Source organism: Corallococcus exercitus (assembly GCF_042231735.1).
Classification (GTDB): Bacteria; Myxococcota; Myxococcia; order Myxococcales; family Myxococcaceae; genus Corallococcus; species Corallococcus exercitus_B.
This window is the reverse complement of the sequence record NZ_CP102577.1, coordinates 2,511,724-2,528,347: the sequence shown is the minus strand read 5'-3', so window position 1 is coordinate 2,528,347 and position 16,624 is coordinate 2,511,724. Positions and strand designations below refer to the sequence as shown.

18 protein-coding genes are annotated in these 16,624 nt (G+C 70.0%); 13 read left to right on the top strand and 5 right to left on the bottom strand.

Annotated features, from left to right (window positions below; genetic code table 11):
* The first annotated feature begins 24 nt into the window (after positions 1-24).
* The 12 genes from sucD to rsmI all read left to right on the top strand — a co-directional run bounded on the left by sucD (position 25) and on the right by rsmI (position 9,329).
* Positions 25-921: a succinate--CoA ligase subunit alpha gene (gene sucD, locus NR792_RS09335; protein WP_375759712.1), complete on the top strand. Its 897-nt coding sequence runs from the start codon at positions 25-27 to the stop codon at positions 919-921.
* A 42-nt stretch (positions 922-963) separates the two neighbouring features.
* Positions 964-1,386 (top strand): nucleoside-diphosphate kinase, encoded by a 423-nt coding sequence (ndk, locus tag NR792_RS09330; protein ID WP_120546387.1) that lies wholly within the window; start codon positions 964-966, stop codon positions 1,384-1,386.
* 162 nt (positions 1,387-1,548) lie between these two features.
* A complete protein-coding gene (locus NR792_RS09325; RefSeq protein WP_375759711.1) occupies positions 1,549-2,364 on the top strand; it encodes a siderophore-interacting protein in 816 nt (271 codons plus the stop codon).
* An 88-nt stretch (positions 2,365-2,452) separates the two neighbouring features.
* Positions 2,453-3,583 (top strand): 23S rRNA (adenine(2503)-C(2))-methyltransferase RlmN, encoded by a 1,131-nt coding sequence (gene rlmN, locus NR792_RS09320; RefSeq protein WP_375759710.1) that lies wholly within the window; start codon positions 2,453-2,455, stop codon positions 3,581-3,583.
* A gap of 102 nt (positions 3,584-3,685) precedes the next feature.
* Positions 3,686-3,946, top strand: a complete 261-nt coding sequence (gene rpsP / locus NR792_RS09315) for a 30S ribosomal protein S16 (RefSeq protein WP_014397299.1) — start codon at positions 3,686-3,688, stop codon at positions 3,944-3,946.
* A gap of 23 nt (positions 3,947-3,969) precedes the next feature.
* Positions 3,970-4,254, top strand: coding sequence for a KH domain-containing protein (locus NR792_RS09310; RefSeq protein ID WP_375759709.1), 285 nt, complete (start codon positions 3,970-3,972; stop codon positions 4,252-4,254).
* The gene (gene rimM, locus NR792_RS09305) at positions 4,251-4,817 is read left to right on the top strand and encodes a ribosome maturation factor RimM (RefSeq protein ID WP_375759708.1); all 567 of its coding nucleotides are present in this window, start codon (positions 4,251-4,253) and stop codon (positions 4,815-4,817) included. Before NR792_RS09310 ends, rimM begins: the two co-directional genes overlap by 4 nt.
* The gene (gene trmD, locus NR792_RS09300) at positions 4,814-5,551 is read left to right on the top strand and encodes a tRNA (guanosine(37)-N1)-methyltransferase TrmD (RefSeq protein WP_375759707.1); all 738 of its coding nucleotides are present in this window, start codon (positions 4,814-4,816) and stop codon (positions 5,549-5,551) included. Before rimM ends, trmD begins: the two co-directional genes overlap by 4 nt.
* A gap of 119 nt (positions 5,552-5,670) precedes the next feature.
* The gene (rplS, locus tag NR792_RS09295; RefSeq protein WP_375759706.1) at positions 5,671-6,069 is read left to right on the top strand and encodes a 50S ribosomal protein L19; all 399 of its coding nucleotides are present in this window, start codon (positions 5,671-5,673) and stop codon (positions 6,067-6,069) included.
* Positions 6,070-6,170: 101 nt separating this feature from the next.
* Positions 6,171-8,081, top strand: a complete 1,911-nt coding sequence (locus NR792_RS09290; RefSeq protein ID WP_375759705.1) for an ATP-binding protein — start codon at positions 6,171-6,173, stop codon at positions 8,079-8,081.
* A gap of 36 nt (positions 8,082-8,117) precedes the next feature.
* Positions 8,118-8,483: a YraN family protein gene (locus NR792_RS09285; RefSeq protein WP_120589962.1), complete on the top strand. Its 366-nt coding sequence runs from the start codon at positions 8,118-8,120 to the stop codon at positions 8,481-8,483.
* A gap of 12 nt (positions 8,484-8,495) precedes the next feature.
* Positions 8,496-9,329 (top strand): 16S rRNA (cytidine(1402)-2'-O)-methyltransferase, encoded by an 834-nt coding sequence (rsmI, locus tag NR792_RS09280; protein WP_375759704.1) that lies wholly within the window; start codon positions 8,496-8,498, stop codon positions 9,327-9,329.
* A gap of 33 nt (positions 9,330-9,362) precedes the next feature.
* Here rsmI and NR792_RS09275 read toward each other — a convergent pair whose 3' ends face one another.
* From NR792_RS09275 to NR792_RS09255, 5 genes are all read right to left on the bottom strand, one after another.
* Positions 9,363-10,664 carry a hypothetical protein gene (locus NR792_RS09275; RefSeq protein WP_375759703.1) on the bottom strand — a complete coding sequence of 434 codons (1,302 nt, stop codon included), beginning with the start codon at positions 10,662-10,664 and terminating at the stop codon, positions 9,363-9,365.
* Positions 10,665-10,741: 77 nt separating this feature from the next.
* On the bottom strand, positions 10,742-11,773 hold the full coding sequence (locus tag NR792_RS09270) for a M23 family metallopeptidase (RefSeq protein WP_375759702.1): 1,032 nt from the start codon (positions 11,771-11,773) through the stop codon (positions 10,742-10,744).
* Between the two features lie 76 nt (positions 11,774-11,849).
* The gene (locus NR792_RS09265) at positions 11,850-13,274 is read right to left on the bottom strand and encodes a sigma-54-dependent transcriptional regulator (protein WP_375759701.1); all 1,425 of its coding nucleotides are present in this window, start codon (positions 13,272-13,274) and stop codon (positions 11,850-11,852) included.
* 21 nt (positions 13,275-13,295) lie between these two features.
* Positions 13,296-14,168 (bottom strand): encapsulin nanocompartment shell protein EncA, encoded by an 873-nt coding sequence (encA, locus tag NR792_RS09260; RefSeq protein WP_207050727.1) that lies wholly within the window; start codon positions 14,166-14,168, stop codon positions 13,296-13,298.
* 60 nt (positions 14,169-14,228) lie between these two features.
* On the bottom strand, positions 14,229-14,720 hold the full coding sequence (locus NR792_RS09255; protein WP_375759700.1) for a ferritin family protein: 492 nt from the start codon (positions 14,718-14,720) through the stop codon (positions 14,229-14,231).
* A 200-nt stretch (positions 14,721-14,920) separates the two neighbouring features.
* On the opposite strand from NR792_RS09255, the gene murJ reads away from it, so the two are divergent.
* The gene (gene murJ / locus NR792_RS09250) at positions 14,921-16,558 is read left to right on the top strand and encodes a murein biosynthesis integral membrane protein MurJ (RefSeq protein ID WP_375759699.1); all 1,638 of its coding nucleotides are present in this window, start codon (positions 14,921-14,923) and stop codon (positions 16,556-16,558) included.
* Positions 16,559-16,624: the final 66 nt, after the last annotated feature.

The window sequence follows — 16,624 nt, the reverse complement described above, 5'->3', positions numbered from 1 at the left end:
CCCCCTCTTACCTGAAAGATCGCCATGAGCATCCTCGTCAACGAGAACACGAAGGTCCTCGTCCAGGGCATCACCGGCTCGGCGGGCTCGTTCCACGCCAAGCAGATGCTGGAGTACGGGACGAAGATTGTGGGCGGTGTCACGCCGGGCAAGGGCGGCACCTCCTTCGAAGGCAAGGTTCCCGTGTTCAACACGGTCGCCGACGCGGTGAAGCAGGCGGGCGCGAACACGTCCGTCATCTTCGTCCCGCCGCCCTTCGCCGCCGACTCCATCATGGAGGCCGCGGACGCCGGCATCTCCCTCATCATCACCATCACCGAGGGCATCCCGGTCAACGACATGGTGCGCGCCAAGCGCTACCTGCAGGGCAAGCCGGGCGTGCGCCTGATTGGCCCGAACTGCCCGGGCGTCATCACCCCCGGCGCCAAGTGCAAGATCGGCATCATGCCGGGCCACATCCACAAGCCGGGCCGCATCGGCGTGGTGTCCCGCTCCGGCACGCTGACCTACGAGGCCGTGCACCAGCTCACGCAGCTGGGGCTGGGCCAGTCCACCGCGGTGGGCATTGGCGGCGACCCCGTCAACGGCACCAACTTCGTGGACGTGCTGAAGCTCTTCCAGGCCGACCCGGAGACGGACGCCGTCATCATGATCGGTGAGATCGGCGGCAGCGCGGAGGAAGAGGGCGCCGAGTACGTCAAGCGCGAGTTCACCAAGCCCATCGCCGGCTTCATCGCCGGTCAGTCCGCGCCCCCGGGCAAGCGCATGGGCCACGCGGGCGCCATCATCTCCGGCGGCAAGGGCACGGCCTCGGAGAAGATCAAGGCGATGGAGGGCGCGGGCATCCTGATGGCCGCCAGCCCCGCCGAGCTGGGCACCACGCTGCAGGAGGCCGTCAAGCGCGGCCCCCCGAAGCGCTAAGTCGAACCTTTCACGCGACACACACACGAGGAGCCAAACACCATGGCCATCGAGCGCACGCTGTCCATCATCAAGCCCGACGGAGTGAAGAACAACCACGTCGGCGAGATCATCGCCCGGTTCGAGAAGGCGGGCCTGAAGCCCGTCGCCATCCGCCGGCAGCAGCTGTCCCAGGCGGAGGCCGAGGGCTTCTACGCCGTCCACAAGGCCCGGCCGTTCTTCAAGGACCTGGTGTCCTTCATGATCTCCGGCCCGGTGGTCCTGATGGCCCTGGAGGGTGAGAACGCCGTCCAGAAGAACCGCGACCTGATGGGCGCCACGGACCCGAAGAAGGCCGACAAGGGCACCATCCGCGCGGACTTCGCCCAGAGCATCGACGCGAACACGGTCCACGGCTCGGACAGCCTGGAGAACGCGAAGAACGAGGTCGCGTACTTCTTCCGCGAGACCGAAATCCACGGCTGATCAGCTTCCAGTCTGGTGACAGCGGCCCGGTGTCCACGCCCCACGCGGCGCGGACCCGGGCCGTCGTCTTTTCCAAAGCTCGCCGGCCTGTCCGTATCCGGTTGCCCTCCCGGACGGTCCTTGCTACCGATAATGAAAATCACAATCGGCAAGGAAGCACGCATGAGCGGCGATTCGGAGCGCGTGGCCCGGCGGGGGCCGTTCCCGGTGAAGTTGCGGTTGCTGGAGGTCCAACGCGTGACGTGGCTGTCGCCGCACATGGTGCGCGTGACGCTGGGGGGCCCGGAGCTGGAGGGCTTCTCGTCCCCCGGCGCGGATGACCACGTGAAGTGCTTCTTCGCGAAGCCCGGCGTGAAGAAGCCGGACATGCCGGTGGTGGGGCCCCACGGGCTGGCCATGCCGGAGGGGCTGGAGAAGCCCGCGTCGCGCGACTACACGCCGCGCCGCTTCGACCCGAAGGCGAACGAGCTGGACATCGACTTCGTGCTGCACGGTGAAGGTCCCGCGTCGATGTGGGCCGCGCAGGCGAAGCCCGGCGATTTCATGGGCATTGGCGGTCCGCGCAGCACGCACGACGTGGCGGACGACTTCGACTGGTACCTGCTCGCGGGGGACCAGAGCGCGCTGCCGGCCATCGCCCGCCGCCTGGAGGAGCTGCCCGCGGGCAAGCGCGCGTTCGCCTTCATCGAGGTCGCGGACGCGGCGGAGGAGCAGCGCATCGTCAGCAAGGCGGACGTGAAGCTCACCTGGCTGCACCGGGGCGGCGCGGAGGCCGGCACGACGAAGCACCTGGAGGACGCGCTGCGCGCCTGGACACCTCCCCCCGGGGACGGCTTTGTGTTCGTGGCCGGCGAGTCCACGTCGCTCAAGCCCATCCGGGAACACCTGGTGAACGAGCGCGGTCTGAACAAGAGCTGGATGCGGGTGACGGGCTACTGGAAGCGCGGCGTCGCCGAGCACCACGACTCGAAGGGGTAGGCAGGGGAGGGGACGGGCACTCCTTTGACTTGCCGTGCCTTCTTGTGGGAAGCACGCCCCATTTCCCTTCGTTAGCCCCGACTGAACGATGTCAGAGCCTACCGCCACAGCCCTCCCTGTCACCGAGCCCCTGCCGGTGCCGGCCCCCGCGAAGCTGACCGACGTGGCCAGCCTGTCGCGCGAGAAGCTCGCGCTGTTCCTGAGCGAGCAGCTGGGCGAGCGCCCGTTCCGCGCGGCGCAGCTCTACCGCTGGCTGCACCAGCGCGGCGCCACGACGTTCGACGAGATGACGGACCTGTCCAAGGCCCTGCGCGAGAAGCTCAAGGCCCAGGCGGAGATCGTCCCGCTGGTGAAGGACCTGGAGCAGCGCAGCGTCGACGGCACCATCAAGTACCGCTTCAAGACGCGCGACGGGCGCTTCATCGAGTCCGTCTACATGCCGGCGGAGGACCGCAAGACGCTCTGCGTGTCCACGCAGGTGGGCTGCGCGATGGCCTGCTCGTTCTGCATGACGGGCACGCTGGGCCTCAAGCGCAACCTCACCCCCGGGGAGATTGTCGCCCAGGTGCACGCGGTGAACCGCGAGGTGCGCCGCAACGAGAACTTGGAGACGCTGCGCCCGCTCACGAACCTGGTGTTCATGGGCATGGGCGAGCCGCTCCACAACTTCGAGAACCTCAAGACGGCGCTCTCCATCCTCCAGTCGGAGGAGGGGCCCAACTTCAGCCACCGGCACATCACCGTCTCCACCGTGGGCCTGGTGCCGATGATTGAACGCTTCGGCCAGGAGACGGACGTCAAGCTGGCCATCTCGCTCAACGCCAGCACGGACGAGCAGCGCAGCAAGACGATGCCGGTGAACCGCAAGTGGAACATCGCGGCGCTGCTGGACGCCTGCCGCAAGTTCCCGCTGCGCCAGGGCCGGCGCATCACCTTCGAGTACGTGCTGCTCAAGGGCTTCAACGACACCGACGAGGACGCGCACCGGCTGAGGGAGCTCTTGCGCGACATTCCCGCGAAGGTGAACCTGATTCCCTACAACGAGAACCCCGGCCTGGGGTTCCAGACGACGGGCGAGCAGCGGGCCGAGGAGTTCCGGGCCATCCTTGCCGAGGCGCACGTCGCGGCATACATCCGCAAGAACCGGGGCCGGGACATCGCCGGGGCCTGTGGTCAGCTCGCCAACCGGGACGAGACGGCCGCGGAAGCCCCGACGTGACATAAGCACCCGAGCTTCCTTGACAATCCAGTCGGCAGGGCGCTAAGAGCGCCCCCCTCCGCCTGTTACCGTAGAAGTCACACGTTTTCGCTGGAGCGTTCCATGGCCGTTGTCCTCCGTCTTGCCCGCGCGGGCGCCAAGAAGATGCCGTACTACCACGTGGTTGCCACCGACTCGCGCAGCCCGCGCGACGGCAAGTTCCTGGAGCAGGTCGGCTCCTACGACCCCAACCACAGCCCCGCGAAGGTGCAGTTCAACGAGGAGCGGCTGAACTACTGGCTGAAGAGCGGCGCGCTGCCCTCCGAGACGGTCGCGGACCTCATCAAGACGGCGAAGAAGCAGGCCCCGGCGACCACCGCCTGAGCACGCCCCCGTCTGGACAAGACGTGGAGCCGCTGCTCACGTATCTGGCGAAGGCCCTGGTTGATCAACCCGACCAGGTCGCCCTGCGCATCTCCGAGGCGGATGGCGGCCGGCTCTATGAGCTGAAGGTCGCCCCCGAGGACGTCGGCAAGGTCATCGGCCGTGATGGGCGCACCGTGAACGCCCTCCGGACGCTGCTCAACGCCGCCGCCCAGAAGCAGGGCCAGAAGGTCCGCCTGGAGATTCTTGACGACCGGCGCGCCCCGGGTTCTCCCCCGGCGCCGCCCGCTCCGGACACCGCGCGGTGAGCGCGCAGGCGTGTCTGGAGCTGGGCTACGTGGCCCGTGCGCACGGGCTGCGCGGCGAGGTGGCGGTCCGTGCGTTCGACCCCGCCTCGGAGACGCTCGGCACCGTCGAGCGCGTCCGGCTGCGCCTGCGCTCTGGCGAGGAGCGCGAGTACGCCGTGGAGTCCTTCCGCCCGGCGAACAAGGAAGACCTCGTGGGCTTCGAGGGCGTGGAGTCCCGCACGGCCGCCGAGGCGCTGGTGGGCGCGAAGGTGCTCGTCTACCGCGAGGACCTGGAGCCGCCTGAAGAGGGCGAGTTCTTCCAGGGCGACCTCGTGGGCCTTGCCGCCGTGGACGAGCAGGGCGCCCCCCTGGGCACGGTGGAAGAGGTCTGGGCCACCGGTGAAGTGCCCAACCTGGTGATCCGCGCGAAGGGCCGGCCGGAGCTGGTGGTGCCCTTCGCGGACGAGTTCGTCCCCACGGTGGACGTGCCCGCGGGGCGCATCGTCATCCGGCCGCCGGAGTACCTGGAGGCGGACGGGCCGGAAGGCCCTGCTGGAGGCTCTGGCGACGGAGACGGCGGGTGAGCTACCCCGTGGAGCTCCTCACGCTGTTCCCCGGCATGCTGTCCGGCTACCTGGGCGCGAGCATCCTCGGGAAGGCCCAGGAGAAGGGGCTCATCTCCGTCACGCTCACCGACGTGCGTGACTTCGCCGAGGGCAAGCACCGCGTCACCGACGACGCGCCCTACGGCGGCGGCGCCGGCATGGTGATGAAGCCCGAGCCCCTGGTGGCCGCCATCGAGGCCGCGCGCGCCCGCCTGCCTGGCGCGAAGGCGCTCTTGATGAGCCCCAGGGGGCCCACGTTCACGCAAGCGACGGCGCGCGAGCTGGCGCGGCACGAGGCCGGGCTGATCCTCGTCTGCGGGCGCTACGAAGGCGTGGACGAGCGGGTGATGCCCTTCCTGGACGGGGAGCTGTCGCTGGGCGACTTCGTCCTCACGGGCGGGGAGATCGCCGCCCTGGCGGTGGTGGACGCGGTGGCGCGGCTGGTGCCGGGCGTCCTGGGCAACGTGGCCTCCTCCGTGGCGGAGAGCTTCGAGGAGGGGCTGCTGGAGCACCCGCACTACACCCGTCCGCCCGTCTTCCGGGGCGCCGAGGTGCCGGCCGTCCTCCAGTCCGGCGATCACGCGCGCATCGCCCGCTGGCGCCGGTGGAAGGCCATCAAGCTCACACAGGAGCGGCGGCCAGACCTGTTCGCGCGGCTGGAGTTCAGCAAGGCGGATCAGAAACTGCTCGCCAGGGAAGAAGAAGCGTTGTAACCCTGCGTGTTCTCGCGGAACCTTTTGTTGCAGGCTTGTTCGTCCCGGCGGTCTCTGCTAGGACGGCCCGCTCTTTTCCACGCGTCCTACGCGTCAAGTTCCGCTTTCTGGAGTCCGTCATGCGCCGCAGCCTCATCGAGCACGTCGAAAACAAGTTCCTGCGCAAGGACATCACCGCGTTCCGCACGGGTGATTCCGTTCGCGTCCACTGGAAGGTCAAGGAAGGCGAGAAGGAGCGCGTGCAGGCCTTCGAGGGCGTGGTCATCCGCAAGACCAAGGGCACGAACCGCGCGACCTTCACCGTGCGCAAGATGTCCTTCGGCGTCGGCGTGGAGCGCATCTTCCCCATCCACAGCCCGCGCTACGAGAAGATCGAGGTCCTCACCCGCGGCGACGTGAACCGCAAGCGCCTGTTCTACCTCCGCGAGCTGAAGGGCAAGGCCTCGCGCGTGGACGTGCAGGTGGATCCGGAGAAGGCCGCCGCCAAGGCCGCCAAGTCCGCCGTCGCTCCGGGCTAGTAGGTCCTCAGAAACCCTCTCGCGGCCTGCTCGGCCGCGTGCGAGAAGGAGCGTCCGTCACTGGACGCTCCTTTTTTCGTTCGGGCTAGACTGCGCGCGCCATGCACTTCGTCGAGGTCGCCATCCAGAACGTCCGCGGGTTCTCTCCCGCCGGGCGCTTCCCGCTGAAGACCGGGTACCTCATCCTCAAGCCGCCCACGGCGGACGTGCTGCCGCTGGGGAGCCTCGCGCTGTCGCTGCTGTTCGCGGACGGCCGGGGCGGGGACTCCAGCCTGGTGGGGTCGGCGGGGCGCTCGGGCAAGGCCGCGCTGACGTTCGTGGGCCAGGACGGGATGACGTACCGGGTGCTGCGCGAGCTGGGCGGTTCCGGCTCGCTGCACCGGCTCAACCCCACCACGAGCCAGCCGGAGCTGGTGTCCACGGACGTCTCGGAGATCAACCAGTACCTGCGCGGTCAGGCGGGGCTGCCTCCGCGCACCACCTTCGAGCAGGTGTACTGCCTCCAGCTGGTGATGCTGCCGTCGCGCCGTCCCCGCAAGAGCGCGCCCAAGGCCGCCGCGGCCGCGGGAGCGAAGGCCTCCGGGACCACGCCGTCGCTGGCGGCCGCCGCCCAGGTGCTGCCGGCGGAGGACGTCCCGGCCGCCGAGGCGAAGGTGAAGGTGCTGGAGAAGGAGCTCGTCACCGCGAAGGCGGTGGATCAGCTCCAGTTCAAGGTGGACGAGCTGTCGTCGCTCATCTTCGAGGCGGACTCGAAGCTCAAGGGCGGCGAGGGGCTCAAGGCCGCCATCGCGGAGGCGGAGGCCGCCTGGCGCGCGGCGCCCTCGCCGGAGTCGCTGGGCCTGCCGCTGGACATCCTCTCGCGCGTGAAGCGCTACCCGAAGGCGGTGGCGCGGCGGGACGAGGCGCTGGCGCGGCTGGAGACGGACCGCGATCCGGAGCTGGAGGACGTGTCGCTGCAGGTGCCGCCGCTCACGAAGAACCGCGTCTTCTGGGGCGGCCTGGGCGCGGGTGTGCTCTTCATGGGCCTGAGCGTGGGCCTGGGCATCGTCGCGGCGCAGCCCCTGTGGCGCTACCTGGCGTTGATCAACATCCCCGCCTTCGGCACGGCCGGGTGGCTGGCGCTGCGCTACGTGGATGACCTGCAGCACGCCACGCGCAAGGGCTCCAAGGACAACCGCAAGGACGCGCGGCAGAAGAAGATCCTCGACGAGTTCGAGCTCGAGGACGCGCCGGTGCGCATGGCCATCAAGGCCCTGAACCTGGAGACCTACGAGGAGATCCCCGGCGCGCTGGAGCAGAAGGACCTGCTCGGCATCCGGCTGGGCGAGCTTCAGACGCAGCTGGAGGAGTTCGAGGCCTCCGCCGAGTACCAGGGCGCCCTGCGCGACGGGCAGGAGCTGCGCGCGCAGCAGGAGGAGCTCAACGCTGAGCTGTCCGCCAAGGGCACCTACGTGCGCGACCTGCGCGAGGTGGAGCGCGAGCTGTCCCGCCTGAAGGAGTCCATCGCGCTGGCGAAGGCGCCCCCGGTGCAGGTGGTCGCGGCCCCCGGCCAGGCGCCCGTGCCGGTGGATCCGCTGGAGGATCCGTCCCCGCTGGTGCTGTCGCAGGCCGCGGACGTGCTCACGTCCGACATGCTGTCGGTCCAGGCGCTCCTGAAGGACCGCTGCGTGCAGTACCTCACCGCGCTCACGGACAAGCGCTACCAGGGCGTGGAGTGGGACCGGGAGGGCAACGCCTTCCTGCTCGCGCCGAACAAGCGCATCCCGGTGGGCGAGCTGTCCCCGAAGGACATCGACCTCTACTACCTGGCGCTGCGCCTGACGGTGGTGGAGAAGACGTGCGCCCGGGTGAAGCGCCCCTTCCTCCTGGACGACGTGCTGACGGGCGTGGACGAGGCGAAGCTGCCCCTCGTCGCCCGCATGCTCAAGCACCTGGGCACGCTCACCCAGGTCCTGCACGTCACCGCCCACCCCGGCTTCGGCCAGATGTCGGACGGCACCGTTAACGTCTAGCCGCCGCGAAGAAGTGCGTGGGGCGGCGGGGGCGGAATGGGAACGCGGCGGGACGTGGGGAATGTGGCGGAGGCGGAGGGCGTGCGCCTGCTGGAGTCGCAGGGCTTCCGGGTGGTGGCGCGCAACTGGACGTGCCGCTACGGGGAGCTGGACATCGTGGCGGAGCAGGGCGAGCTCATGTGCTTCGTGGAGGTGCGCATGCGCTCCACCGCGGCGTGGGGAGACCCGTCGCACACCGTGTCCTTCGCCAAGCAGCGCCGGGTGGTGAAGGCCGCGCTGCACTATCTCTTCCAGAACGGCATCGACGGGCGCATGGTGCGCTTCGACGTCATCTCCGTCGTGGGCCAGGGCGAGCACGCCCGGGTGGAGCACCTGCCCGCCGCCTTCGACGCTGGCATGTAAAGGAATCCGTCCTTGGCTGGAACGCTCTACCTCGTGGCCACGCCCATCGGGAACCTGGGGGACGTCACCGCCCGGGCCCTGGAGACGCTGCGCACCGTGGGCTTCCTCGCGTGCGAGGACACCCGGCACTCGCGCATCCTCTTGGACCACTTCGGCATCACCGGGAAGGACCTGGTCAGCCTGCCCGCCTTCGCGGAGGGGCAGCGCGCCGGGCGCATCCTGGACCGCCTTGAGGCCGGGGAGGACTGCGCGCTCATCACCGACGCGGGCAGCCCCGGCATCAGCGACCCGGGGGAGAAGCTGGTGGCGGAGGCGCTGGAGCGCGGCCTGAAGGTGGAGCCGGTGCCCGGGCCCACGGCGCTGGTGGCCGCCCTGAGCGCATCAGGACTGCCCACGGGGCGCTTCCACTTCCTGGGCTTCCTGCCGCGCAAGGGGCCGGAGCGCCGGGCCATGCTGGATGAAGTGGCCCCCCTGTCCGCCACCTGCGTCCTCTACGAATCCCCGCGCCGCCTGGCGGAGACGCTGGCCGACCTCCAGGAGGCCTGGGGCGACCGGCGCGCGTGCGTGGCGCGCGAGCTGACCAAGCTGCACGAGGAGTTCGTCCGGGGCCCGCTGTCCACGCTCGTCGCGCGCTACGCGGGCGAGGAGACCCGGGGCGAGGTGGTGGTCCTGGTGGAGGGCCGCACCGGCGAGCAGCGCTGGAGCGAGGACGAGCTGCGCAAGGCGCTGGAGGCGGGCCTGGCTCGCGGCGAGAAGCTCAAGCCGCTGAGCACGGAGCTGGCCCGCCGCGCGGGGTGGCCCGGCCAGGAGGTGTACCGGCTGGGCCTGGGGCTGAAGCAGCGGTAGGGGAAGGTCTACCGCTGCCTCGGGGGCGGGCCTTCAGAAGCTGAAGGTCGCGCCCAGGTCGAAGCGGAACGTGGTGCTCTGGATGGCCCGGAAACGGCGGGACACCGTGTCGTAGCGCCAGTCGAACGTGGGGTTCAGCTCCGGGGAGCCCGGGGCGGTGTCGATGCGGCCGTCTTCGTTCACGTCCTGGCCGATGGCCTCGGTCGTGAGCAGGTGGTCCGTGTTGTAGAGGAAGTTGCCGGACGCCCGGATGGTGAAGGCCTGGGCGGCGCGAGCGGTGACGCCGAGCTGGCCGCCCACCTGGAGGTAGTCCTCGGAGGTGAGCAGCTTGCGCAGCGCGGAGCTCAGCTCGTTGTAGTACCGGCCGCGGCCCACGTAGTTGCCCAGGAGACGCAGGTCCAGGGTGAACTTCTGGTTCTTCGCCGCGTTCTCGAAGGGCACCAGCTCCATGCCGAAGGTGAGCGCCGTCTGAGACGGAGCCTGGATGCCGGTCTCCTTGCGCGTCCACGGCTCCCGGTAGCAGTTGCCCGGGGCGCCCAGGTTGGGCCGGTCGCCGAAGTTGGGCGGGGGGGCCCCGGACTGATCGCAGTTGGAGTAGGCGCCGGGGCCGCGCACCGGGATGGTGTGGGACGCCTTGAAGTACGGCTCCGCCACGCCCATGCGTCGCGAGAAGGACGTGTAGAGCTGGTACTTGTGGACGCGGTCACCCACGTTGCCGCGGTCGCCATCCGGGTCCGTGTTGTCCAGGCTCGGGTCGCGCTGCTTGGCGGTGGGCGCCTCGTAGTCGATGCCGATGATCCACGTGGGCTTGGTGTCGTCCTTCTCCTGGTTGAAGAAGGCGTACGCCAGCCCGAAGTGCACGTTGCCCAGGCCGCCCCGGTAGCTCTCCTGGGGCACCTGGAACAGCCGGCCCACGCAGCCCTCGGCGGAGTAGGGCGAGCCGTCCGCGTTGAAGCAGCTGTTGGTGATGGTCGAGTTACGCTGGTTCGTGCCGGACACGAAGTTCCAGGTCTCGTTCTGCTGGAAGACGATGGGCAGCTTGAAGCTGAACTCCAGGTCCTTCCAGAGCCCGAAGGCCACGGCCAGATTCAGCCGCGCGTCCACGCCCTTGTACCAGAGCTCGTTGACCTCCCGGACGTCGGTGGCGCCTTCGCCACCGAGCTGCTCGCGGACGATCTTCGCGCGCGTCTGCGTGCGCTCGAAACCCACGTCCAAGAAGAGGTCGAACGGATCGTCGTCCTCGAACGAGGAAGCAATCCGCGTGATGTCCGCCGCGCTGGCGGCGAAAGGCACGCCCAGCGTCAGCGCGGCGATGACGGCGCGAAACCTGTGCATCCACTACCTCCGACGACCACGGCCCAGGCCTGCCAGCTAGCCGTGCCGTCGGAGGAGTGTCAAGAAATGGGTGGGCCTTACTTGCCGGCCACTGACGTCCCGAGCAGTCCGTCCAGCCGCTGGACCTCGGTGTCGAAGGCGCCCTTCTGGGCCGCCGCCAGGGAGGCCCGGTAGGTCTTGTGCTGGTCGAAGGGGTCCAGGACCCGGTTTTCGCCCAGCATGAGCTGATAGTGCAGGTGGGGGGCGAAGGAGTGGCCCGTGTTGCCGCTCTGGGCCAGCACCTGGCCCGCCGACACGCGCATCCCGGGCTGGATGGACTTGGGCAGCTCCGCCAGGTGCAGGAAGAGCGCGCGGCGGCCCTTGCCCCCGGACTCCACCAGCTCGATGCAGTTGCCGTTGCTGCCGAAGTTCCAGTTCTTGCGCTTGATGACGCCCGCGAAGGGCGCCCGGACGGTGGTACCCACCGGCGCGCGGAAGTCCACGCCCTTGTGGCCGCGGCCGTCGCGCAGGAGGGAAGTGATCTGCTCGTAGCTGTCGATGGGCGACTTCTCCATCCGCAGCTCCAGCTCGTCACCGTTGGGCAGGTAGTAGTGGGCGTTCGGCTCACCCGCGGGCGTGAAGCGGTAGGCGCGGTGCGTCTGGCCCGTCTTGCCGCTCACGAAGCGCACCGCGTACACCAGCGGCTCCTCGTTGGGGCGGCGCTGGTAGAGCACGTCCAGCGTGTCCCCCCGGAGGATTTCACCGGGTACGCGCACCCACCACACCAGCGTGCGTGTCACCACCTGGGCCAGGGCGGGGCCCACGGTGGCGTCCGAGGCCTGGACGAGCGCCGTCTCCAGCGGGCCCTCGATGCGGACGGACGCGCGCTCCAGGCCGGCGGCCTTCACGGGGTCGGTGGGCGCGGGTGGGGCCACGGGGGCCTGGGCCACGGTGCCGGCGTCCAGCGCGGTCACGGTCTGCGAGGCGACGTCCATGGGGACATCCGCCATGCGCTGTTTCCACCACCACACGCCACCCGCGGCCGCGCCGAGGATGACGGAGACGGCAACCACCGGTCCGAAGGGATTGCGCTTCGGTGGTCCACCGAGGGTGGGAAGATTCGGCCGCATTCAGGCTCCCTGAGGGTAAGAAGGTACGCGGGGGCCGAAACCGCTGGCGAAAAGGCGATATTTCGGCGCCCCGGGGCTACTCGTCCGGGCCGTCTTCCTGACCGTCCGGGGTGGTGTCGCGCAAGCCGAACTCCTTCATCTTCGTCTGGAGCGACTTGCGGCTGATCTGCAGGAGGCGCGCGGCGCGGGTGACGTTGCCGCCCGTCTCCTCCAGCTTCTTGACGATGAGGTCCCGCTCCAGCTCCGCGGCCTTCATGCGCACGATGTCCTTGAGGCCCACCTCGCCCACGGGGACGTCCAGCGTGCCCAGCGAGGCGGCGACCGCTGCCCCCGCCTGCACGCCCGCTCCCCCGCGCACCGGCTCCGGCAGGTCCTTCGCGGTGATGTGGGGGCCGTCCGCGAAGAGCAGCACGCGCTCGATGAGGTTCTCCAGCTCGCGGATGTTGCCCGGCCACGCGTACGCCTGGAGCAGCGCGAGCGCGTCGTCGGCGATGCCTTCAATCTTCTTGTTGAGGCGCCGGTTGTACTTGTCCACGAAGTGCTGGGCGAGCATCGGGATGTCGCTGCGGCGCTCGCGCAGCGCGGGCAGCACGATGGGCACCACGGCCAGCCGGTAGTACAGGTCCTTGCGGAAGCGGCCCGCTTCAATCTCCGCCTGGAGGTCGCGGTTGGTGGCGGCCACCAGGCGCACGTTCACGCGCGTCGTCTTGATGCCGCCCACGCGCTCGAACTCGCCCTCCTGGAGCGCGCGCAGGAGCTTCACCTGCATCTCGACGGGGATCTCGCCGATTTCATCCAGGAAGAGGGTGCCCTCGTCGGCCAGCTCGAAGCGGCCGGGCTTGGACGTGACGGCGCCGGTGAAGGCGCCCTTCTCGTAGCCGAACAGCTCGCTCTCCAGGAGCGTGGCGGGGATGGCGGCGCAGTTGATCTTGATGAACGGCTTGTCGCGGCGGCTGGATGCGCCGTGCAGCGCGGTGGCGATGAGCTCCTTGCCCGTGCCGCTCTCCCCGGTGATCAGCACCGTGGAGGGCGTGTCCGCGACCTTGTCGATGATCTTGTAGACGTCTTGAATCTGGGGCGACTCGCCGATGATGGCGGACCGGGCCTTGTGGTCCGCGCGCACGGAGCGCTTGGCGCTCTCGTTCGTCTTGGCGGCCTTGGCCACCACGGAGGACAGCTCCGTCTGCTCGAAGGGCTTGGTGATGTAGTCGAACGCGCCCGCCTTGATGGCCTCCACGGCGGAGTCCACGGTGCCGTGCGCGGTGATGATGATCACCGGCACGTCCGGGTTGGCGGTACGGACGGCGGCCAGCACGTCCATGCCGCCCAGCTTGGGCATCACCAGGTCGGTGACGACGATGTCCGCGCCGTTCTTGTGGAACTCGGCCAGGCCCTGCTCGCCGTTCTCCGCCACGGTGACGTCGAACCCGTCGCGGCGCAGCAGGGCGGCCAGCACCTTGCGCAGGTTCGTCTCGTCGTCGATGACCAGGACCTTGGCCATAAGCCTCCGTGTGGAAGGGGACTAACGGCGCGCCGGGGGAGCGGCGGGGACGGCGCCTTCCAGCGTGCAGATGGCGTCCGGGTGCTTGATGCGCAGCAGCAGCGACTCCAGCACGCGGAACGGGTGGTTCATCTTGCTGGCGCCCAGATAGGACGCGACCATGTCCATGGCCACCGCCAGGTCCATGTTCTCCCGGCCCGTGGACACCACCACGCCGGACTCACCGCGCAGGCGGTTGGACTGGTAGACGCCGTCGGACGCGAGCTGGCGGATGGTCTCGATTTCGAGCACGCCCGTCTTCTCGTAGATGCGGTGCAGCTGCGAGTAGAGGCGCGGCGACAGCACCACGGCGTAGGGCCCGAAGTGGCCGGCCTCGTTGAGCTTGCGCGTGGCCTCCACGATGGTCTGGAAGCCGCCGCCCGGCGCCGTCCAGTCCCCCAGCGTGGCGGTGAGGCGGCCGTTGGCCGTCATCAGGCCCTCGTAGCCCAGGCGCTGGTCGCCGTAGAAGATGAGTTCGTCTTCCTGCTGCGCGCACAGCGCGGCGGCACCGGCGGCGGCGGACACGTCCAGCGGCATGTTGTGCGTGCGCGCCGCCTCGATGTCCCGCCAGTGCAGGAGGAAGTCCTTGTAGATGATCGGGATGGTCTTGAACTTGCGCACGTCGGTGAAGACCATCGCGGTCTCCTGCTCCCCGACGATGTCCACCGCGCCCGGGGACACGCCCTGGAACTCGTCGTAGGCCACGGTCTGCACGCCGGCGCCCAGCGGCCCGTAGATGTCCAGGATGCGGCGGCCCACCAGCGAGCGGCGCGCCACCTGGATCACCGTCTCGTTGAGGCGCGCCCACTCCTCTTCGCGCAGCGGGTTCTCGGCATGTCCAAGGAAGTCAGGCATCGGTGTCTCCGTCACGAGCGGCGGCAGAGGAGGGGAGGGAAGGGCGAATGCGAAAGGGTTTCAGCGACCGCCACCGGAGCCGCCGCCACCGCCACCACCGCGGCGCAGGCTGCCGATGGTGAGGGGGTGGCCGTTGGCGGAAGGCGGCGGCGCGGGGACGCCGTAGATGAGGCGCTGGGGCGGCAGGTTCGTCAGGGGCTCGACCGTCAGGCGGCCCACCGCGGGCGGCGCCTGGGTCACCACGGGCGAGGGCGGTGCGGCGGGCAGGGCGGGCTCCGCGGGGCCACCCGCCACGGCGGCCTGGAAGTGGCCGGGGACGAAGGGCCTGGCGAAGTGCGTGTCCTGCCCCTTGTCGAGCATCCGGAGCATGTGGGTGGCCTCGGACACGTGCTCCTTCTCCTCCGCCGCCAGGTGGAGGAAGAAGGCGCGGACCTCCGGATTGGAGGAGTCCTCCGCGAAGGCCTCGTACTCGTTGATGGTCTCGAGCTCGCGTGCCAGCACGGCGCGGATGCGCGCGACGTCGGACCGCTCGGTGTCGGACTTTCCGGCCATTGGGGCGGACCCTCGCAACCCGGGAAGTGACCGTCAAGTGAAACAGCGGTCGAAGGGTTTCCTGCTGCATGCCGAAGAACGCCGGACGTAGAGTCCGCCCCTTCGTGACCGCCCCCGCTCCCGCGACGCCTCCTCCGCCCACCTCCCCGGCAGCCACCCCACCGTCCGCCCCTGAACGCAGCGCGGGAGGGCGGGGCGCGATGCTGGTGGGCGTCGGCATCCTGGCGTCGCGGCTGATGGGCCTGGTGCGCGAGCGCGTCTTCGCGCACTACCTGGGCAACGCGGAGGCCGCCGCCGTCTTCAAGGCCGCGCTGCGCATCCCCAACTTCCTCCAGAACCTCTTCGGCGAGGGCGTGCTGTCCGGCTCCTTCATCCCCGTCTACGCCCAGCTCCTGGGCAAGAAGGACGCGGACGAGGCGGACCGGGTCGCGGGCGCGGTATTCGGGCTGTTGGCCCTGGCCACCGGCGTGATGGTGGCGCTGGGCATGCTGGCCACGCCCCTGTTCGTGGACCTCATCGCGCCGGGCTTCGAGGGCGGCGAGCGCGACCTGGCCGTGCGGCTGGTGCGCATCCTCTTCCCCGGCACGGGCTTCCTGGTGCTGAGCGCGTGGTGCCTGGGCATCCTCAACAGCCACCGGCGCTTCCTCCTGTCCTACCTGGCGCCGGTGGTGTGGAACGTGGTGATCATCGCCACGCTGCTGGCGGTGGGCGGCTGGCAGGGCACGTCCGGCGGCCGCGCAGCGGAGGAGGCCCTGACGGAGTGGCTGGCCTACGGCGTCGTGCTGGGCAGCTTCCTCCAGTTCGCGGTGCAGGTGCCCACGGTGATGCGCCTGCTGGGCCACTTCCGCCCGGTGGTGTCGCTGGCGAGCGCGTCGGTGCGCCAGGTGCTGAAGAACTTCGGCCCGGTGGTGCTGGGGCGCGGCGTGGTGCAGTTCAGCGCGTGGGTGGACACCGCGTTCGCGTCGCTCATCTCCAACCGCGCGCTGTCCTCGCTGCTCTACGCGCAGACCATCTACCTCATCCCGGTGAGCCTCTTCGGCATGGCGGTGTCCGCCGCGGAGCTGCCGGAGATGGCGCGCGCCACGGGAGAAGATGAGGCCCAGGCGCACGCGAAGCTGCGAGGCCGCATCGACGCGGGCTCGCGGCGCATCGCCTTCTGGGTGGTGCCGTCCGCCGCCGCGCTGCTGTTCCTGGGGGACCTGGTCAGCGGTGCGCTGCTGCAGACGGGCCGCTTCGGCGCGGCGGACTCGCGCTACCTGTGGTACCTGCTGATGGGCGCGGCGGTGGGCCTGGTGGCCTCCACCGTGGGCCGGCTCTACGCGTCCGCCTTCTACGCGCTGAAGGATCCGAAGACGCCCCTGCGCTACGCCATCGTGCGCGTGACGCTGGGCACCGTGGGGGCCTGGTTCCTGGCGCTGTGGCTGCCGGAGCGGCTGGGGTTTCCCCGGGAGCTGGGCGCGGCCTTCCTCACCCTGTCCAGCGGCATCGTGGCCTGGGTGGAGACCACGCTCCTGCGCCGCAAGCTGCGCTCCAGGGTCGGGCCCGTGGGCCTGCCGGCGGGGCTGCTCCCCCGGCTGTACGGCGCGGCGGTGATGGGCGGGCTCGTGGCGTTGGCCGTCAAACAGGGCCTCACCGGACTCCTGGGCCCCATGCCCGGGGTGGGCGTGGAGTGGGGCGGAGGGCTGCTCGTGCCGCCCCGGCTGCACCCGGTGCTGGGGCTGCTGGCGACGGCGGTGCCCTTCGGGGTCGTCTACTTCGCGGTGTCCGCCGCCCTGGGCGTCCCGGAGGCGGGCGCCGTCCTCCGCAAGGTGGGCCGGCGGCTGGGGCTCGCCCGGTAGACGCGGCGCGGCGCCCGGTGGGAAGGCTGCCCTCCAGGCGGTGGCTGGGAGCTCCAACGGAATGCA